The organism is Halomonas sp. 113 (assembly GCF_904067645.1).
GTDB lineage: Bacteria > Pseudomonadota > Gammaproteobacteria > Pseudomonadales > Halomonadaceae > Vreelandella > Vreelandella titanicae.
Window position 1 is genome coordinate 802,165 of the sequence record NZ_LR881453.1, and the last position, 18,523, is coordinate 820,687.

23 protein-coding genes and 1 pseudogene are annotated in these 18,523 nt (G+C 51.9%); 15 read left to right on the forward strand and 9 right to left on the reverse strand.

The genetic code is table 11. The annotated features are described in order from the left end of the window. The first annotated feature begins 327 nt into the window (after window positions 1-327). From YERSI8AC_RS03945 to YERSI8AC_RS03960, 4 genes and pseudogenes are all read left to right on the forward strand, one after another. Window positions 328-603 (forward strand): annotated as a pseudogene (locus YERSI8AC_RS03945) (type IV toxin-antitoxin system AbiEi family antitoxin domain-containing protein). Window positions 604-618: 15 nt separating this feature from the next. Then, the gene (locus YERSI8AC_RS03950; RefSeq protein ID WP_022519889.1) at window positions 619-849 is read left to right on the forward strand and encodes a nucleotidyl transferase AbiEii/AbiGii toxin family protein; all 231 of its coding nucleotides are present in this window, start codon (window positions 619-621) and stop codon (window positions 847-849) included. Continuing rightward, entirely contained in the window at window positions 846-1,112 is a 267-nt protein-coding gene (locus YERSI8AC_RS03955; protein WP_022519888.1) for a hypothetical protein, read from the forward strand. The genes YERSI8AC_RS03950 and YERSI8AC_RS03955 overlap by 4 nt, the downstream gene beginning before the upstream one ends. Window positions 1,113-1,207: 95 nt before the next feature. After that, window positions 1,208-2,158 (forward strand): DUF808 domain-containing protein, encoded by a 951-nt coding sequence (locus YERSI8AC_RS03960; protein ID WP_138801333.1) that lies wholly within the window; start codon window positions 1,208-1,210, stop codon window positions 2,156-2,158. Window positions 2,159-2,507: 349 nt separating this feature from the next. Here YERSI8AC_RS03960 and YERSI8AC_RS03965 read toward each other — a convergent pair whose 3' ends face one another. Together YERSI8AC_RS03965 and YERSI8AC_RS03970 are read right to left on the reverse strand one after the other, a co-directional pair. Further along, on the reverse strand, window positions 2,508-2,816 hold the full coding sequence (locus tag YERSI8AC_RS03965; protein ID WP_039858818.1) for a hypothetical protein: 309 nt from the start codon (window positions 2,814-2,816) through the stop codon (window positions 2,508-2,510). 383 nt (window positions 2,817-3,199) lie between these two features. After that, complete coding sequence (locus tag YERSI8AC_RS03970; protein WP_022519785.1) at window positions 3,200-3,505, reverse strand: hypothetical protein; 306 nt, start codon at window positions 3,503-3,505, stop codon at window positions 3,200-3,202. A gap of 110 nt (window positions 3,506-3,615) precedes the next feature. On the opposite strand from YERSI8AC_RS03970, the gene YERSI8AC_RS03975 reads away from it, so the two are divergent. The 7 genes from YERSI8AC_RS03975 (at window position 3,616) to YERSI8AC_RS04005 (ending at window position 10,041) form a co-directional block, all read left to right on the forward strand. Next, window positions 3,616-3,870, forward strand: coding sequence for a FitA-like ribbon-helix-helix domain-containing protein (locus YERSI8AC_RS03975; protein WP_022519784.1), 255 nt, complete (start codon window positions 3,616-3,618; stop codon window positions 3,868-3,870). Further along, a complete protein-coding gene (locus YERSI8AC_RS03980) occupies window positions 3,867-4,283 on the forward strand; it encodes a type II toxin-antitoxin system VapC family toxin (RefSeq protein ID WP_159176142.1) in 417 nt (138 codons plus the stop codon). The genes YERSI8AC_RS03975 and YERSI8AC_RS03980 overlap by 4 nt, the downstream gene beginning before the upstream one ends. A 539-nt stretch (window positions 4,284-4,822) precedes the next feature. After that, on the forward strand, window positions 4,823-5,833 hold the full coding sequence (locus tag YERSI8AC_RS03985; protein ID WP_138801331.1) for a TRAP transporter substrate-binding protein: 1,011 nt from the start codon (window positions 4,823-4,825) through the stop codon (window positions 5,831-5,833). Window positions 5,834-5,917: 84 nt separating this feature from the next. Then, a complete protein-coding gene (locus YERSI8AC_RS03990; protein WP_022519731.1) occupies window positions 5,918-6,421 on the forward strand; it encodes a TRAP transporter small permease in 504 nt (167 codons plus the stop codon). A gap of 4 nt (window positions 6,422-6,425) precedes the next feature. Next, a complete protein-coding gene (locus YERSI8AC_RS03995; RefSeq protein WP_022519732.1) occupies window positions 6,426-7,706 on the forward strand; it encodes a TRAP transporter large permease in 1,281 nt (426 codons plus the stop codon). Between the two features lie 24 nt (window positions 7,707-7,730). Then, window positions 7,731-9,329 (forward strand): gamma-glutamyltransferase, encoded by a 1,599-nt coding sequence (ggt, locus tag YERSI8AC_RS04000; RefSeq protein WP_022519733.1) that lies wholly within the window; start codon window positions 7,731-7,733, stop codon window positions 9,327-9,329. 25 nt (window positions 9,330-9,354) lie between these two features. Then, a complete protein-coding gene (locus YERSI8AC_RS04005; protein WP_138801330.1) occupies window positions 9,355-10,041 on the forward strand; it encodes a TetR/AcrR family transcriptional regulator in 687 nt (228 codons plus the stop codon). Between the two features lie 37 nt (window positions 10,042-10,078). On the opposite strand, the gene YERSI8AC_RS04010 is transcribed toward YERSI8AC_RS04005, so the two are convergent. Together YERSI8AC_RS04010 and YERSI8AC_RS04015 are read right to left on the reverse strand one after the other, a co-directional pair. After that, window positions 10,079-10,918 carry an AraC family transcriptional regulator gene (locus YERSI8AC_RS04010; protein ID WP_138801329.1) on the reverse strand — a complete coding sequence of 280 codons (840 nt, stop codon included), beginning with the start codon at window positions 10,916-10,918 and terminating at the stop codon, window positions 10,079-10,081. Between the two features lie 233 nt (window positions 10,919-11,151). Beyond that, window positions 11,152-12,135, reverse strand: a complete 984-nt coding sequence (locus YERSI8AC_RS04015; protein WP_159176143.1) for an NADPH:quinone reductase — start codon at window positions 12,133-12,135, stop codon at window positions 11,152-11,154. Between the two features lie 153 nt (window positions 12,136-12,288). Here YERSI8AC_RS04015 and YERSI8AC_RS04020 point away from each other — a divergent pair, with 153 nt between their 5' ends. Together YERSI8AC_RS04020 and YERSI8AC_RS04025 are read left to right on the forward strand one after the other, a co-directional pair. Next, complete coding sequence (locus YERSI8AC_RS04020; protein WP_138801327.1) at window positions 12,289-12,627, forward strand: winged helix-turn-helix transcriptional regulator; 339 nt, start codon at window positions 12,289-12,291, stop codon at window positions 12,625-12,627. 45 nt (window positions 12,628-12,672) lie between these two features. Beyond that, window positions 12,673-13,587, forward strand: a complete 915-nt coding sequence (locus YERSI8AC_RS04025) for a LysR family transcriptional regulator (protein WP_159176144.1) — start codon at window positions 12,673-12,675, stop codon at window positions 13,585-13,587. A gap of 52 nt (window positions 13,588-13,639) precedes the next feature. Here the strand turns inward: YERSI8AC_RS04025 and YERSI8AC_RS04030 are convergent, their stop codons facing one another. Both YERSI8AC_RS04030 and YERSI8AC_RS04035 read right to left on the reverse strand, forming a co-directional pair. Continuing rightward, window positions 13,640-14,068, reverse strand: a complete 429-nt coding sequence (locus YERSI8AC_RS04030; protein ID WP_414121332.1) for a DUF6220 domain-containing protein — start codon at window positions 14,066-14,068, stop codon at window positions 13,640-13,642. Window positions 14,069-14,071: 3 nt separating this feature from the next. Next, a complete protein-coding gene (locus tag YERSI8AC_RS04035; RefSeq protein WP_138801325.1) occupies window positions 14,072-14,629 on the reverse strand; it encodes an NAD(P)H-dependent oxidoreductase in 558 nt (185 codons plus the stop codon). 249 nt (window positions 14,630-14,878) lie between these two features. On the opposite strand from YERSI8AC_RS04035, the gene YERSI8AC_RS04040 reads away from it, so the two are divergent. Then, complete coding sequence (locus YERSI8AC_RS04040) at window positions 14,879-15,769, forward strand: AraC family transcriptional regulator (RefSeq protein ID WP_159176145.1); 891 nt, start codon at window positions 14,879-14,881, stop codon at window positions 15,767-15,769. Between the two features lie 129 nt (window positions 15,770-15,898). On the opposite strand, the gene YERSI8AC_RS04045 is transcribed toward YERSI8AC_RS04040, so the two are convergent. Beyond that, window positions 15,899-16,654, reverse strand: a complete 756-nt coding sequence (locus tag YERSI8AC_RS04045; protein ID WP_138801323.1) for an SDR family NAD(P)-dependent oxidoreductase — start codon at window positions 16,652-16,654, stop codon at window positions 15,899-15,901. Window positions 16,655-16,918: 264 nt separating this feature from the next. Here YERSI8AC_RS04045 and YERSI8AC_RS04050 point away from each other — a divergent pair, with 264 nt between their 5' ends. Continuing rightward, window positions 16,919-17,305, forward strand: a complete 387-nt coding sequence (locus tag YERSI8AC_RS04050; protein WP_138801322.1) for an NUDIX hydrolase — start codon at window positions 16,919-16,921, stop codon at window positions 17,303-17,305. A 130-nt stretch (window positions 17,306-17,435) separates the two neighbouring features. Here the strand turns inward: YERSI8AC_RS04050 and YERSI8AC_RS04055 are convergent, their stop codons facing one another. Beyond that, entirely contained in the window at window positions 17,436-17,759 is a 324-nt protein-coding gene (locus tag YERSI8AC_RS04055) for a hypothetical protein (RefSeq protein ID WP_159176146.1), read from the reverse strand. A 64-nt stretch (window positions 17,760-17,823) separates the two neighbouring features. Then, on the reverse strand, window positions 17,824-18,480 hold the full coding sequence (locus tag YERSI8AC_RS04060) for a TetR/AcrR family transcriptional regulator C-terminal domain-containing protein (protein ID WP_159176147.1): 657 nt from the start codon (window positions 18,478-18,480) through the stop codon (window positions 17,824-17,826). Window positions 18,481-18,523 lie beyond the last annotated feature (43 nt).

Genomic DNA, 18,523 nt, shown 5'->3' on the forward strand with positions numbered 1-18,523 from the left:
GGTGGCACTTTTTGTTTTGTCTTGCTGCCGTCTCGTTGGTATTTGATGCCCGCAAACCGATAAAAGCTAGCTGTTGCAGGAGGCGGATTTGCCTTAGAGCCCGGAATTAGTTTGTATCTCGGTTACAAGCAGGCGCGGATATTAAGCTGGTAAATCGCCTCCCCGTGGGTCTTTAAAAGATAGGTGCTTTGTGAACTAAAAGTACACAAAATTTGACGATATTAAAGAGCCTTATGGAAGATTCTTTAGTTAATCAACGCCGAAGACACGCTGCCATGGGACTGGACGCTCAAGAGGTCGGCACTCGAAAGGGCAATTATGGAAGCTATGGACGAGCTGCCCGACCATGAGAGTTTTCACAATCTCGATATGCTATTTGAGAGCCTGACAACGCTGCGCCCTAAACTACTGGCAGCTCTGCTGCAGAGTTGTAAGTAGATCAAGGTAAAGCGGCTATTCTTTGTCTTTGTCGATCGCCTCGATCCCCCCTGGCGCAAGCGCTTCGACCCAGCAGAGTTCAATCTCGGCAGCGGCGACCGTGCACTGGTAAAGGGGGCAAGGTACGTCCGCGCTATCGGATTATGGCGCCTGAAGCGTTTGTAAGGACGGAGACCAACGATGGCACGTGAAACCTATGAAGCACAGGTCGCACTTCTTGTGCGTATTCTCCCGCATGTCGCTAAGGAAGATGTATTCGCGCTGAAGGGCGGCACGGCGATAAACCTGTTCTATCGTGATCTCCCGCGTTTGTCAGTCGATATCGACCTGACCTACCTGCCGGTGAAAGATCGAAACGATAGCCTTTCCGAGATCAACAACGCGATGGCCACCAAAAATTTGAGGGAATGACCAGAGCTTCTGTCAGTCTCCAAGAGCTCTTCGACACCCGTAAACGATTGATTGCAGATATTCATTCCCGCTTCGATGAGAACACCAAGCAATTCCTAATGAGCCTGCATGACGGTATGCCCGATTTTGATGCTATTGATCGCCCTCGGGCGGCGGATCTGCCTGCCGTACGCTGGAAGCTTATCAATCTGGAAAAACTGAAAAACGAAAACGCGGCCAAACATGCTGAACAACGTCATGAGCTGAAAGTACTGCTGGGGTAAGGTGCGCAAGTCGGAATCTTGAAGCAAAAGAGGCGATCCGCCCAAGCCGCTTTGTGCTCTACTATCTGCACCTGTTATTCACGGAGGAAGCACCCATGGCCATAGGCGGCTTGATAGGATTATTGGATGACATTGCCGCATTGGCGAAGCTGTCCGCAGCATCATTGGATGATGTGAGTGCCGCCGCAGGGCGTGCGACGGCGAAGGCGGCCGGGGTGGTGGTGGATGATACGGCGGTGACGCCGCAATATTTGCAGGGGGTAACAGCGGAGCGGGAACTGGCGATTGTGAAGAAGATCGCGCTGGGGTCGATTCGCAACAAGCTGATTTTTATCCTGCCGGTGGCGCTGCTGCTGAATCACTTTTTGCCCGCGCTATTGCCGATCATCCTGATGGTGGGCGGCACCTACTTGGCCTTTGAGGGCGCTGAGAAGGTCTGGCACAAGCTCTCTGGTCAGCATGACGACGACAAACCAGCGGTAGAAAAGGGACCGGAGGCCGAGAAACAGATCGTGGGTGGCGCTATTCGTACCGACCTGATTCTGTCCGCCGAAATCATGGTGATCGCGCTTTCAACAGTGTCCCATCAAGGGTTCTGGTCGCAGATGGTTAGCCTGGTGGTGGTCGCGTTTGTCATCACACTTCTGGTGTATGGAGTAGTGGCGCTGTTGGTCAGGATGGATGATATCGGCCTGAGGCTCGCCCAGCGGGATAGTTCGGGCGTGCAGACACTGGGCCGTAGCCTGGTGACAGCCATGCCTAAGGTGCTAGCGACCATCTCGGTCGTGGGTACTGTCGCCATGCTCTGGGTGGGTGGGCATATACTGATGGCCAATCTAGGTGCCGATGGTACGGGTTGGTTCAACGCTCCCTATGAGTGGGTACACCATATTGAGCTTGGCATTAGCGAGGCAACCGGTGCCCTGGGCGGCACGCTGGGCTGGAGCTTCAATACACTGTGCTCTGCGGTGATTGGCTTTTTGGTGGGCTCGGTAGTGGTGGGCGTGGTGCACCTACTTCCTGTTAAGAAGGCGCATGTCGAGTAAGGTTTACGCCGGGTGTTTCCGGTGGAGCTTTCTAACGGCTCAGAGCGCTGCTATGGCCGGATCATTGAACTCTGTTGGCTGTCCCTCTCGTCAGGCCTGAGCACCGCACAGGAGCAAGAGGTTGGGGCAACTTCGATAGCTCACCCACTGTCATTGGTCGCGCAAATGATCGTCAACCTTATCAGGACGGGCGACGAAGAGGCTGATCTTGTCCCGAGAGAATATGGTGGAAGTTTCGAGGGGTAAAAGGGCTAAAGCAGCGGCATAGAAAAGCGCTGCGTGAGGAGGGGCATGGGGTTTGTGCGCAATCACTTTACTGCTGAAAAGATCGTGAACAGGTTCTAAGGGGTCAGTCAGAGACGCCCTCGCAGTTGTCGTGATACAGCGGAGCATCGGTACCCAACACTAGGCGCTTGGTGGCGTGATTGTAGTAGAAACGACCGGACTCGGCGCTTGAAAGCTCATAGTCGCCGCACACCCCATAGCCCTTATTGACTTGCGTCAAGTGGGAAATTTCGGCCGGTGCCTGGCTGTCGAGGCGTTCAGATATAGTCGCGGCGATGTGGGCATCACGCTGGGCCTCAGAATAGGCCTGGTTACCGAATACCAGGCCAGCAACGACGAAAATGGCGACGACGGGAATCCATAGGTTATGCATAGAGTGTCCAGTGAGAGGATATAAAAGTGCATGAATTCGGTAGAAAAATTATTTAGCTGGATAATAACTTTTTGCCCATCCGATTTCATTGGTTAGCGAGTAGTTGGTTTACACAAGGATCCGCGCCAACCTTACGACACTAAACTGCTTTATGTAGTGGTTCACTGATTCCGGACACCCATCGCCTCAGCACGATGCTATTGTCCTATACACACGTCAAGGCGCACCTCAGCGCCCAGGCAGCGAGGCATTATTGGGTTGGCTGCGTGAGGTGTAGAGTGATGAGCAGATTGCTGAAGCGATAGGCTTGGCGCTAGATGAAGTGGCAAAGCTGCGCACTGAAGGTCAGCGCTGATCCGTGCTTTCATTTACGTATTCCCGCTTCACACATAAAACGAAAGGGCAGTCCAAGTGACTGCCCTTTCTGTATTTGGCTGCTGAGGATGGCAGACATTCCCCATGCCATGAAATAACCTGATGCAATGGTTCATAGTCAGTAATGAATAGCCGTTTTGGCGGATCAGTAGTACCCGCTCAGCAAAGAAGCCGGTGTGACCATAATCTGATTGTCTTTTGGCCACAAAAGCAGCCTCTTGACCAAATATGTCAGCAATTGGTGCGGGAGTGTTCTCCACGGGATTAGTTATGCAGGCATCGCTTTGCGGTTGCAAAATATCCTTAAAGTACACGTTACTTCTGAAAAGCAGTGTTGCAAGTGCTTGCCTTTTGCATACAGTATACTATACTGAATGCAGTTGGAGCGCAGCTGCGCTTACCACATGCAATAGGAGTTTGGGCTATGGGCATGATGACTATTAGAAGCATTCCTGACGAAGTACACAATGCACTAAAAGCGCGAGCCAAGCAGAATCACCGCAGCGCCGAGGCTGAGGTGCGGGCCATCCTGGAAGAGATCACACGGCCAGAAAGTCGCCTCAAAATGGGTGATGCCCTGGCTGATTTGGGTCGCAAGATCGGGTTGACCAATGAAGACGTAGCGGTCTTTGAAAAGGTGCGTGACAAGACGCCTGCTGAACCGATGAGGTTTGAATGATCATTCTGGATACCAATGTCGTTTCCGAGGCGATGAAACCCGAGCCTGATCCAGCCGTCAGAGCTTGGCTTAATGAGCAGTCGGCTGAAACGTTATACTTGTCTAGTGTCACACTTGCAGAGTTGTTATTTGGTATTGCGGCGCTGCCCAACGGGAAGCGCAAGGACATGTTGAGCGAGACCTTGGGCGGCCTTGTGGAGTTGTTCAGAGGGCGGATTTTATCCTTTGACGTTGACGCCGCTCGCAAGTATGCAGAGCTAGCCGTGACAGCCAGAACCGCCGGGCGTGGTTTTCCTGTGCCGGATGGCTACATTGCTGCTATTGCCGTATCACAAGGCTATCAAGTCGCCTCCAGAGATATGGCTCCTTTTGAGGCAGCCAATGTGGACGTCATTAACCCTTTTGAAGCCTAACTGGTGCGGTCTGCTGGGCACTTTAATTGCTTAACCCATTCTTCTTACCCCAACATACCCTCCGACTAGCCCATGAGCCGAATATAAACCTTATTCGGCTCATAAGATGATCTGAATAGATGATGCAATCGGCTCATGTATATTTGGGAATAGCACCACTGGCCGTCTTTTTAACGGAGTAACTGCGCGCGGCCTCAAAGCCTTCAAGTAGCGCGCTCTGTTCGACCCCCAAGCCCTCGATGCAAAAGCTGTTCAAACACTGCCGGGCGGCAAAGAGCTCCCGGCCCGATCCTGCCAAGAATTGACTAAGAGGACGATGGCTTGATGGGTGGCATCAGGCCCCGAATAAATTCGCACCATATTGAGTCCTTCAGCACAAAGTTGGTGCGAATTTATGCGTCGGTACGCTCAACAACCCGCAGAATCTCTCATTTTTCAAGGTGGCATGATAATTGCTATTTCTTTAAGTAAGTAAATAGTTACTTAGCTCGCTCCATGAAGAGTGTTTTCTGAATGGGCGCAATGGCAAGGATCACACCATGAAAAAGCAATTTAAGAATATGAAGCTGAAGGCTCTCGCTTGTAGTTTCGCGTTGGGTGCTTTGGCACATACTGGTATGGCAAGCGCCGATATTAATATCAAGTTTCACCATGATTTGCCTGAAGATAGCGCACAGCACCTGGCGGCTGAGCGCTTCAGGGACATGGTGGCTGAGCGTAGTGGTGGTGAGATTTCAGTAGAAATTTTCCCTAATAACACACTCGGTGATGATGTCGAAGTCACCCAACAGTTGCAGATGGGGGCTGTGGAAGCAGCGATTATTCCGACCGCCAAGTTATCGGGCTTCGTTCCCGCCATGCAGATCGTCGATCTGCCTTTCTTGTTCCCATCTCCCGATATCGCCCACACCGTTCTGGATGGGCAGGCTGGTGATGACCTCTTGGCGACGGTAGAGCAGGTGGGGCTGAAGGGGGTGACGTTCTGGGAAAGTGGTTTTAAGCAATTTACCTGTGACCAGCCCGTTAATGGCCCGGAGGATTTCGCAGGCCAAAAGGTACGCGTGATGCAAAGCCCTATCATCATGGAACAGTTTAAAGCGATGGGCGCTAACCCGGTACCGATTGCCTTCGGTGAAACTTACAACGCGCTGCAGCAACGCATTGTCGACTGCCAGGAAAATCCGCTGGTATCGATTACACAAATGAAATTTTATGAAGTGCAGTCGGATGTGGTTATCAGCAATCACGCTTATCTAGCCTATGCATTTCTGTTTAGCCAGAGTTGGTTCGATAGCTTAAGCCCTGAGAATCAGGCGCTATTGACGGACGCTGCACGTGAAACCACCGTATTCCAGCGTGAAGAAACCGCCCGCCGTGAAACGGGCTACATTGCCACTATCGAAGCCAGTGGCACTAACGTGAGCACACTGGATGATGCCCAACTGACGGCTTTCAGAGAGTCGACAGCGTCGGTGCACGATGAGTTTGCCAATGAAATTGGCGCAGATCTAATGGCGGAATTCCAGCAAGCCATTGCTGATGCCGAATAGTCGCGCTTCACCCATTAAAGGGCTGATCGGTGATCCCGATAGCCCTTTCCTTCCCCATTGTTTTCATCGCTGGTGGAGTTCGCTATGCGCAAACTTGATCGCCTAATATCGCGTGCCGAGGAGGTTTTGATTGGCCTGCTGATTTTGTCCGCCTCGTTCATTCTTTTCGCCAACGTCATTGCACGCTACGTGTTTAACGATGGTTTTTCATGGGCTGAGGAGCTGGTGCGTTACCAAATTGTATGGATGGTGCTGCTTGGCGCGAGCGTTGCTGCACGGCAAGGGATTCATATTGGGATCGATATTCTACGCAGGTTTAGTCCTCCCCTCATGGCGAAATGGATAGAGTTGCTAGTTCATGCGGTTTCTATCGCTTTTTGCCTTTTCCTGGTGGTTTACGGTTTCCAGTTAACCGAGCAAACCCATCGGTTTGGTCAGGTGAGTTCTGCTCTACAAGCGCCCATGTGGATCGTTCAGTTGGCCATTCCGGTGGGCGCTCTTTTAATGGGTATTCGCTTTACCCAGCATTTCTTCCGGACGTTGCTTGGTCGAGAGCAAGCCTCTGCCCACCTTGATCAAATTGGATAAGAATATGGTCATCACATTCCTGGTGCTATTAGCTGTTTTGATGTTAGTGGGAACGCCCATCTTTATTGCATTGGCGGGTTCCGTCACGGTGGCGATGGGGAGCTTTAGCCATATTCCATTGGCGATCGTGGCTGAGCGATTGTTTGCCGGGTTGGATAAGTTCCCATTGATGGCGATACCCTTTTTTATTCTCACCGGTAGCTTGATGAGCGCGGGTGGGTTGTCGCAGCGTATCATCCGCTTGGCCAACTTGTTGGTAGGACGCTTTACCGGTGGTATGGGGATGACGGCGGTATCAGCGAGTATGTTTTTTGGCGCTATTTCCGGATCTAGCCCGGCCACGGTGGTTTCGGTGGGCTCATTGCTCTATCCGGCCATGCGCAAGGAAGGATATTCCGGTCAATTTTCGATTGGCGTGCTGGTGTCTGCCGGTTCATTGGGCATCATCATTCCCCCTTCGGTTGTAATGATCGTCTACGCGGCTGTCACTGGGGTGTCAGTGGGTGCGCTGTTCATGGCGGGGGTGGGAGCCGGTTTATTATATGCAGCATGCTTATTGCCTTACTGTTGGTACCGCGCCAAAAAGGACGGTGTCACTCCCGTGGAGCCGCCCAGTTGGGGCGAGGTTTTAGCAGGATTCAAAGATGCTTCGTGGGGGTTAGGGGTTCCTCTCGTCGTCTTGGGTGGGATTTACCTGGGTATCTTTACGCCCACTGAAGCCGCCGCTGTATCAGTGGTATATGCCCTGTTGGTCTCAGCCCTGATTTATCGTGAGAAGAGCTTTGCAGAGCTATTCCAAAGCATGATTGAAGCGGCGACCACAACGGCTCAGGTAATGATTATTCTCGCTGCTGCCTCGGTTCTGGCGTGGTTTCTTTCCAGTAATGGGCTAGCGGCCATGTTGGCCAACGCTATCCTGTCGTTATCCGAGAATCCGTACCATATCTTCCTGCTGATCAATGTGACGGTACTGATTGCCGGCATGTTCCTCGATGCTTCCTCCATCATGGTGATTCTCGCCCCCCTGTTTTACACCGTGGGTATGCGCGTTGGTATTGACCCTGTCCACCTAGGGGCAGTACTGACCGTGAATGGGGCGATTGGTATGTTTACGCCGCCATTTGGCCTCAACCTGTTTGTGGCGGGCACTATCAACGGCGTCGATTACGTCCAGGCGGTACGTGGTGCATTGCCCTTTATTGGCATTGCGCTGTTTGCCTTGATACTGCTGACCTATATTCCCGCGATCAGTATGTGGCTACCCAATATGGTGTATGGCGGCTAAACAGCCAGAATAAGGATGGTAGCAATGTCTATTAGCACAACTTCATCAGCGCTGGCGCATTCCCATGAGGGGGTCGTAACCAGCCCACATACACTGGCAACAGAAGCGGGGCTTGAGGTACTTCGTAAAGGTGGAAATGCGGTTGAGGCTGCGATCACCATGGGGGCTTGTCTGTCAGTGACTTGCCCGCACTTTACCGGTCTTGGCGGCGATGCCTTCATGATCATTGCGGATGCAAACGGTGGTGTGCAAACCCTGTCAGGCATTGGCCAGGCGCCACAGGCTAAGTTGGAACTGTCTGGCCAATTGCCTACGAGAGGGCCAGGTTCCATGTTGACGACGGCTGCCACGGTTGATACCTGGGGGCAGGCGCATGAGATTTCCCGTCAGAACTGTGGCGGCCAAATTGGCTGGGCAGCGCTGATGGAGCCAGCGATACAGCTAGCGAGGGAAGGCTTCCCGATAACGCCATCGCAGCGCTTCTGGCTTGATTTTCGTAGCGATGAGCTGTCGATGATGCCAGGCGTGCGAGAGCACTTTATGCCAGGCGGGAAGATTCCCCATGAGGGTGAAAAACTGTACCAGCCACAGCTGGCCGCTTCACTGCAGTCCATTGCGACCCACGGCTACCGGGACTTCTATGAAGGGCAGTTGGGGAAGAAAATCGCCGCTGGACTGGCAGCAGTAGGGTCTCCACTCACGGCCACTGATTTGGCGGCTACCCGAGCACGAGTAGAAAAGCCGTTGTCTGTTCCCTACCGTGGTGGCGAGCTGCTGGCCCATCGCCCCCCAACCCAGGGTATGACGACACTAGAGATAATGGGTATCCTGGCGCGTTTTGACCTCTCCAGGATCGAAGAGGGCAGCGCCGATTATTACCATCTGCTGGTGGAGGCGGTAAAGCGCGCTTTCCTGGATCGTAATAGCTACCTGGCTGATCCCGATTTCGCGTCGGTGCCTTGTGAAAGGTTGTTATCGCCTGCTCATCTTGATGCTGAAGCGGCAAAAGTGGAGGCGGGGAAAGCATTGGATTGGCCCTTCGCTTATCAGCATGGCGATACGGTTTATCTAGCGGCCGCTGATCGTTTCGGTAATGCCGTCTCCATGCTGCAGACGATTTATTACGACTGGGGCAGTGGTGTCAGTGTCGGTGATACGGGGATTTTGTGGCATAACCGTGGTGCCGCGTTCAGTCTTGATCCTGCTCATCCGAATGTGATTGCCCCGGGAAAGCGTCCTTTTCATACCCTTAACCCGGGTATGTATCGTGTCGATGGAAAGCCTCGTTTACTTTACGGTACTCAAGGAGCAGATGGACAGCCGCAAACCCTCGCTGCCGTGCTGACGCGCTTGATAGACTATGGCATGGATCCGCTCAGTGCGCTTAAAGCGCCGCGCTTCCTACTGGGGCGAACCTTTTCCGATGGACGTGACACGCTAAAACTTGAGCAGGATGCGGGAGCTGCTATTTTCGCTGAATTGACCCGGCGTGGTCATCAGATGAGCCCGCTACCCGCACAAAGTGCCCTGGCTGGCCACCCCGGCGCGGTCGTTATCGACCCGGCGAAAGGCTTTTACGCCGCTCATGACCCTCGCAGCGATGGCATCGCGTTAGGGCTATAGCACCAATAGAAACAAGGATGTGTACATGACAAAAAGCGATACGCTCGATATGAAACAGAGTGCCCGTACCCGGGGAAAAACCCGCCGTAATGCTCATGAAACACGCGAGCGCCTGCTTCAAGCGGCGACTCAAGAGTTTTCCGAGCGCGGCTACGATGGTGCTCGCATGGAACGTATCGTGCGTGCAGCCGATTGTAATGTGCGCATGGTGTATCACTACTTCGATGACAAGGAAGGTCTTTACCTGACTGTTCTCGAACGAGTCTATGAGGAGTTGCGCGCCAAGGAGCAGGCACTCAATTTAAGCTATCTCGAGCCCGTTGCAGGTATGCGCGCGCTGGTCGAATTCACCTTCGATCATATGGCCGAGCATCCCGAGTTCACCAGCCTGGTGCGCAATGAGAACTTGCTGGGTGGGCGCATGCTGCGCAAATCGAGCAAAGTCGTCCAGCAAACGACGCCGCTCGTAGGCATGATCCGGGATACCCTAAAGCGAGGGGAAGCAGCAGGGTTATTTCGCTCGGCTGTAGACCCTACCCAGCTCTACATTTCTATTCTTTCGCTATCAATCATTCACATCAATCAACGCGACACGCTATCCATCATCTTCGAGCAGGATCTGGCTGACCCGGATTGGTTGATTGAGCGGCGTGCCCATGCGGTCGAGGTAATACTTTCCTATCTATGTGTTGAGTCCCGGGTGATTAAATAAGCGACAAGGACTATCTGCAGGGCTCCGAATACCTCATCTACTTGCCCATCTGCTGCATAAATTTACGACAGCAAACCAAGCCAGAACCGCCGCCTTCCTCCGGCGGGCGACTAGCCGCCCGAACAAAAGCGCTGGGAGATTGACCGAGCACCTTGCGAAACATACTGGAGAAAGCGGCTGGGCTGTCATAGCCGAGTTCCAGCGCGGTTTGGGTAACGGAACTGCCCGAGAGCAGCCTGGGAATTGCTGCCATCAGGCAGGCCTGCTGGCGCCATACGCCAAAGGAGAGCCCGGTCTGCTGACGGAACAGGCGATTGAAGGTGCGCTGACTGCAATGTAACTGCCGCGCCCACTCCTCCGGAAGAGTGTGAATGTTTGGTTGGCCGAGAAACTCTCTGCACAGGCTGGCGAGTGGAAGGTCATGGGGCAGGGGCGCAAATAGTGGCAGGGCCTGAGCCTGTTCCAGTTCGTATAGGAGTAATTGAGCCAGGGCACCGTCGCGGCCGTTTTCGTCATAGAGCGCGGGGATGTGGGCGGAAGCCAGCAGCAGGTAATGCAGGAGAGGCGTCACGACCAGCACCTCGCAGTTGAGCGAAGCGCGTGGCGCGACGTGGGGCTCGATATACAGACTTCGGGTGCTCACCCCGTTCATGCGCACTTGGTGGCGTTTGCCCGCAGGTAGCCATACGCCGCTATAGGGCGGCACCATCCAGGTGCCGTCATCCGTGTTGACTTCCATCACGCCGGTCATGCCATAGAGAAACTGGGCACGGCGATGGGTATGGAAGTCCAGGAGGGTACCGGGGCGGTAGTCAGTGCCGATGGCCACCACGGGCCTTGCTACATGATCCACATCAGAAAGAGGTGTATTGAGCATTAGCGTTAACCTGGCTGAAACGCGTTGATGGTCTTTGCTGCTTCCCTGTCCACATGGCGCCACCACCAACGGCAGACCATGCAATGGCACGGTGGGCTCATGGCTCGGGATCCGCCTGGCGTCGCGATGGATCGGGCGCATTCTCGACCGCATTCATACTAGGGTGTACCTGTTACTGCTGACGGAAGTGCTGGTGGTGATGGTCGTCATGCGTGATTTCAAGTAATCTCAGCTCACATGTGTATAAGAACCTTGCCTATAACGTTGGACGATTCCAATGCCTCGTGAGCATCCGCTACATTCCGCAAAGGCATGTTTAAACCGATTTTTGGCAAATAGCATTCGGCCTCAAGGCACGAGTTGATATCCGCTATAGCAGCTTGTTTCAACTCATCGGGTACATTGTAGATATATACGAAACGGAAGACGCAACCATGCATTATGGCCTTCAATAATGGAATGGAAAGCTCATCCGTCGCATTGGCGGTTGCGTAGGCGCTTATAACCCCACCTTGGGACAAGCAGGCCAAGTTGATGTCAAGATTGGGCTTCAACGCGACATCGACAATATGGTCAACGCCGAGTCCTTCTGTTGCTTCCAAAACAATACTCGCAACATCTTCCGACTTTCGGTCGATCACTAGATCTGCGCCATTTTCTTCGGCTACGGTGGCTTGTTCAGAGCTCATCACCGTTGTTGAAACCCATGCGCCGGCCCACTTTGCCAATAGAATTGCTGCTGTTCCGACCACGCCGGCTCCGCCATGAATCAGCACCCGCCGACCTTTAAGACTGCCATCAGAAAACAGGCAGCGGTGAGCTGTGAGCGCAGGAATCCCAAGCGAAGCCCCTACTTCGAATGAGACCTTATCTGGCAAGTGAACCGCTTGGCGAGACGGAACTACAACGAACTCTGCTGCCGTGCCTGTTGCTCGGCCATATTGCGCTTCGTATACCCAAACCCGCTCGCTAAGCCGATCCGATGACACGTTCGTGCCAACCGCATCAATAACGCCTGCACCATCTTGATGAGGAATAATGCGTGGATAAGGCATCTCTGAAGAGAAGCCAGTTCTTGCTTTAACATCGGTAGGATTCAGTCCAGAAACATGAATGCGTACGCGCACCTCGTCTGGCCCTGGTTCTGGTGTCGGCAATTCACCGACTTTCAGCACATCACGAGCGCTGCCTTGGGCTTCATAGTAAGCTGCTTTCATCAGGGTGCTCCATCAAGATTTTCAGGTAAAAGAGCGCAGCACAGCACTAGCCGCTGCGGAAGAGATATTCTAGGTACTAGGGGTTAAATTGAAAAGTAGGCACTTATTTGATATATAGGGATATGTTTTATACTAATGGCGGGTGTATAACGGATGAAGAAGCAAGAAGCTCATGAGTATCGGTGCACTGTTGAAGCGACCGTTGCTGTTGCTGGCGGCAAATGGAAACCGCTGATCATTTACTATCTACTCAGCGGAACCAAACGATTTGGAGAGCTTCGCAAGCTTATCGGTGGCGTCACGCAACGGTCGTTGACATTGCAACTTCGAGAGCTTGAATCGCACGGTATTATCTCTCGAGAAGTGTTTGCCGAAGTTCCCCCACGTGTCGAATATTCGCTTACCGAGCTTGGGCTGACTCTGGCCCCCGTGCTCAACGCCATGAAAGAGTGGGGAGACAGCTATCTCTCTTGGCAACAAGATGAAAAATAATGATATTGAAGAAACTAGTTGCCTCTTTTTGACTTGGTAAATGATATGGCCAACTTGCGCTCTTTGGACCTCAATCTTCTGGTTGTCTTGCATGCTCTGTTAGAGGAGCAGCACGTAACACGAGCAGCACGGCGTCTTGCGCTGTCACAACCAGCAACTAGTAACGCACTAGATAGGTGCCGGCATGTCTTCAATGATCCATTGTTGGAGCGTGTCGCAGGTGAAATGCGATTAACGACGAAAGCTCTGTCGCTAAAAGAACCATTGTCCCACGCACTGCTTGCCATATCGGCCGTCGTAGAGACACCGCAAGCTAAATTGACGCAAGTTCGCCAAACGGTCCGCTTGTTAATGGCAGATCAACCAGGTCTGGCGGTCATGACCCACCTTTTAACCAAGTTAAGCACCAGCGCTCCAAATGTGAATTTAGCGCTATTGCCATGGCGCAGCAGTAAGGATGCTCTCCATCGTCTGGAGAATGGTGAAGCTGATATTGCGATCTCAACGTTTCCTGCGCTGCCTCCAAAATTTCATCGCCAGGAAATTAGATATGAGGACTATGTTGTGGCCATGCGGGCCTCGCATCCTGCCGTTCGGAAATTTAACATGGATGAGTGGCTGGCCTGGCCACATATCGTTGTTTCCGGAGAGGGGAATGTACGTGGGTCTCTGGAAGAAGTATTAGCCCAACAAGGCAAAACTCGTCATGTCGGCGCTGTTGTACCGAATTTCACTATGATCGAGCCTTTGCTGAAAGCAACGGATATGATCGCTACCACGCCTATAAATTGTCTTTCTGATACTCAAGCCCTAGCGGTTTTCGAGCCGCCCATCCCGGTGCCAGGCTTCAGTCTACATTTAGCTTGGCATGCGCGAAGAGATGGTGATTTGGTTGTACAACATGTGACCGAAACGCTGCGATGCCTCTTTCAAAAAGAAGGCATCGAAGCTATTCGATAATGTCTTATCAAGCTTGGAGCTTTCGGGAATAAGTACGACTGAATAGGAGGTATCAGTCACTGAGAGGCCCTGAGGTTGGTTTAAGCTGGTAGCGACGGAGATATTCCACTTTGGTCAGCAACGCTAAGCTAGCTCCCAACATCAACGCTCCGTTAAATGGATGCATTGAAAGCAACAAGGGGGTTGAACCAGCGGCTAAGATTACCTGTACCAAGTAAAAAAAGAAGGTTAACCCGGCCCACCTCCTCAGCGTCCTAAGCTGAGGCACATACAGAGTAGCGACTAGAAGTGCACTCGCCGGAAAGAACAGGACCCCTCCCACTATTGCATGTGTCTCCCACAGCCCACCATTTCTGAATAGTGCACCGCCCGCGATAAGAAATTGCCCTAAAACACCACATGGAAAGGCCCCTGCTAGTAGGGGATACCAGCGAGGAACCTTTTGCGAGGAATTAGTAACATGACTATTTAACTCACTCATCACTCAAACCTCCTGTGGCTCGGGTGATGCAATCCATGACTTTAATACCTCTGCGTAACGGGTCCCTTCGGTCTTAATCTCGTCCAAAGACAGCTGGTTGGCATGGTAGACGATAAAGGGGCTGCTCCAGGCCAGCTCACAACGGTGGGCTGTCGCGCGCATCGGGGCAAGTAGCTCAAGCATGGTGAACATATTACGCCCGCCCTTGCTATAAGCGTCAGGCGTGTTGCCTGCGGTCACCGAGACCATTATGGGCATGCCTCGTAGCCTGCGCCCCTCCGACTCGTAGTTAATGTAGAACAGTCGCGTTAGCACGGCATCCAGCCATACTTTCAATATCGGCGGGGTAGCGTACCATTGCATAGGGTACTGCAGGACGACCCGGTCCACGGCCAACAAACGATGCACCTCGGCACCGGTGTCAATCTCGCCATTGGGATAAGCTCGCTGTACATCGAAGATTTCGACATCATCGATCTGGGAGGCGGCAGTGGAAAGGGCAGCGTTGGCATGCGAGCGCGCAATATCAGGATGGAAAAGTAGTACAAGTGTTTTCGACATGGGAATACTCCGATTGGGGTTACCCTAGTAGCTTTATCCTGTACGCATTATTTGTCTAATGGATAGTTGATATGTCTGTCTATTGATTTGGTGAATTGATGGTACATGTAATAGTGCTTGCCTCAATTAGCCTAGGAAAATACCGAATTTAATATTATTTTAGGCGGAAGTCTGTGAGCATTGGTTCACCGACTTTGCTAACCCTACAAGCCGGTTGGCCCTGATTATCGCCCCCACTATTATCGATTCATGAATACAAACCTTATAGATACAGTGCGTCGATATTTGGATGCACATGCAGATACTGTAGGCCTCGCGCAAACACCGGTTTCCGGATTGACAATTATTCGTTCAACCCAGCCAAGCGATCTGCAACATGCTATTCCCAACCCGCTCATCTGCTTAGTATTGCAAGGCACGAAGCTCGTCACATTGGGAAAGGAGACCTACAAGTTCGCGGCAGGAAGTTCGCTGTTGATCACGGCCGATGTCCCAACGGTCAGCCAGATTACGCACGCCAGTACTGATAAGCCCTATATGGCACTTGTGCTGGATCTTGAACCGGTGGTGATTAGTGATTTGGTACTGGGTATGAAAATGGTACCTAGGGTGAGCGGAGCCGCTGTACGTTACGATGCGATTGATACCGATGTGCAGGATGCGGCACTGCGTTTGATGAAACTTCTGGATCGCCCTGAGTCTCTGCCGGTGCTACATAGCCAACTGGTGCGAGAGATGCACTATTGGCTGTTGTCTGGCCGCCATGGGGAAGCCATTCGTCGCCTTGGAGCTCCGGAAAGTCGTGAGCAGCGCATCTCCCGTTCAGTTGCTATTCTTCGCGCCGATTTCAGGAAGACACTACCAGTGGAACTGCTTGCCTCTGAAGCGGGGATGAGCATCTCGTCTTTTTATCAGCACTTCCGTGCAGTGACGTCGCTTTCGCCATTGCAGTTCCAGAAACAACTTCGACTTATTGAGGCCCGCCGACTTATGGTGTCGAGAGGCCTGTCTGCAAGCAGTGCCGCTTTTGACGTGGGTTACGAGAGCGTTTCTCAATTTTCAAGGGAGTATCGACGCCTGTTTGGCTTGTCACCAAGCCGGGATAAGGAATCCGCTAAGAAAGTGCTTCATACCAAATAAAATTACTAGTTCGGCCGTGCTCACAGAGAAAAAATTACGATTTTTCAATCCGGACACTAACATAAAAAGCCTGCCGTAAAGGCAGGCTGTTGGTTAGCTACATGCATGTACCTAGCGAAGCTATTCTGATCAGATACCTTGCCCACCGGATACTTCAATCCGTTGCCCGTTCACCCAGCGATTGTCGTCGGATAGTAGGCTAGCAATCATAGGCCCGATATCATCGGGTACTCCGACGCGGCCAAGTGCAGTCATATCAGCGAACACTTTGTTAAGATCCGGGGTATCCCTTACGGCCCCCCCTAGAAAGTCGGTTTCGATAGCGCCGGGCGCAACGGTATTTACCGCTATTCCTCGTTCACTAAACTCCTTCGCCATATATCTGGAGAGTACTTCCACAGCCCCTTTTACTGCTGAATATGCAGAGAAGCCCGAGAATGTACCCGTGGTTAGTCCAGAAGATAGGTTTACGATTCTTCCCCTGTCAGCAATCAATGGCAATAAACACTGTGTCAGAAAAAAAACACCCTTGAAATGTACATCAACCAGTCGATCGAACTGTTCTGGGGTGGTGTCGGCAATAGGCGCCATATATCCGTGGCCGGCATTGTTTACTAAGTGATCGAATGTCTCGCGTTGCCATATGTCCTTCAACGATTTTCGTAGCTGTTCGGAAAACTGCCGGAAACCGGCAATATCCTTTGTATCCAATTGCAGAGCAATTGCCTTACGCCCTAGATTCTCAATTTCCTGAACAACTGCCTCGGCGTTTTCTCGACCGCTATGGTAGGTCAGGATCACATCGCTGCCTTTGTGGGCAATGCTGAGCGCAGTATTTCGACCGAGGCCTCGGCTCCCACCTGTAACGATAGCTATACTCGACATGCTTCACCTCCACTATGTATTTATGTAACACCTCGCAATTATTGCGAATACAGTGAAAGAAGGCGCAGCCTGAATCTCGAAGAATGTTGCCTATTTCTCCAAATTTTCCAGCACCGCTAAAATTAGGTTCTGAACGAAAGATCAACTCGTAGGTAGTTGTGGGGGGCTGGAGACTGAGTGATTATAGATCAGTGAAGGAGGAGGAGATTTACTTTTAATGCCTTGTGTTGACGGTTTTTGGTTTAGTTGCTTTCGGAGGGAGTTATGTTTCCAGTATCGATAAAGGGTGTTTTATTTTTGCCGGGCGAGAAAGTGGTGTTGGCATTAAATTCGCGTGATGAGTGGGAGTTGCCGGGTGGACGGATAGACGTTGGGGAAACTTCCGAGCTTTGTCTGGCAAGGGAGTTTAGGGAAGAGCTGAGTATAGATGTTTATGTAAAGGCAATCATTGACACTTATCTATTCGAAGTTATTTCGAATAAACACGTTTTTATTGCTACCTATGGTTGTGACCTGTTAGGTGAATTCAAGCCAGTAGTGAGTCATGAGCATGAAAAAATTGCAACGTTTCCTGTTGATGACCTCCCTGCTAACTTGCCTGCTGGTTATGTGAGGTCTATCCATGCATGGCGCTTAATGCTTGCAGCATAGGATGAAAATTCTCGACTTATTTCAACTAAGGAGTCTGCTTTTTATTTTTAAAGCCTGGTTTGGAGATTGAGACTGCCTAGCGTTAGTCGTCGAAGTCACTTATTTTCTGTTATTTTTAGGTAAATTATAGTTAATGCACCTCAAGCAAACTATTCGTTTCAGTGTCGATAGAACTCTCTTCTACGATCCGAATAGGGAACCCAAATGCCTTGCCAAGAGGTGCTAAGGTGATCCGCAGCGATAACGCCACGGTTGGGCTTGTGGCGACGACGATGCTACCTGCGCACACACGCTTGAGTTGTGCCCGGTTACGCTTGAGCCATAGAGCCAGGCGCTTTCTTTCTTCTTTAGTGGATTCCTGTTCCCGGCCAGGGACTTCGCGTGTCAACAGGACGAACTGTTCACTCTGGTGCAGCAAACTATTCAGTTGCGATTCCCAATTGGATGATCCCATAGAAGATATCCAAACCCTTGGAAAGTGGCTGGTGTCGATATGCATATAACAACCCTAGGAATGATTAAAGCCGGTGATGAGGTACGGTGATTTGTTGTTTAATTCCTGCGATGAGCAAATCCAGGCCAGTTGCAAAACGACCGTCGAAATCTTCTGAAAAGATCGCTTCGCGTGCGGCCCAGCTGTGTGGATGTTTCTCTCGCGCTGAGTCGAGAAAAGTCTGTTTGCGTGCAGCCAGATCCAAATTGCTCTCGGGCCCCAGTGCTTGCTCCTCCATCACGAGGCCCAAGAGATAGTAGGTCACAGTGAAACTGGAGGTGGCAGCTAGCTCCGCATCTGCACCTGCTTGCATAAAAGCTGAGATCATAGCTTCGCCGGTACGCAACACGTTGTCGGTGACGACATAGGTGCCTTCGAACACTCGTGCACCATCACGGTGTCGTAACAGCGCTAGTCGAAGTTCTACGGCGACTTGGCGGACACGATCCTCCCATGGCTGTGCTTCGGGTAGATCCTTTGCAACACCGTCAACCAGGGCATCGGCCATACCGTCGATAAGTGATTGTTTATTTTCGAAATGCCAATACAGCGAAGGTGCTTGTATCTGGAGCGCTTGTGCCAGCTTGCGCATCGTAAGCCCTTCAATTCCATATTGGTCAAGTAGTGACAGTGCGGTCTCGATGACCTTGGATCGCTCGATTCGAGGTGCTTTTGTCGCCATGTTCTTTCTCTGTAGAGGTTGACATCTAACATTGTTAGTCTAG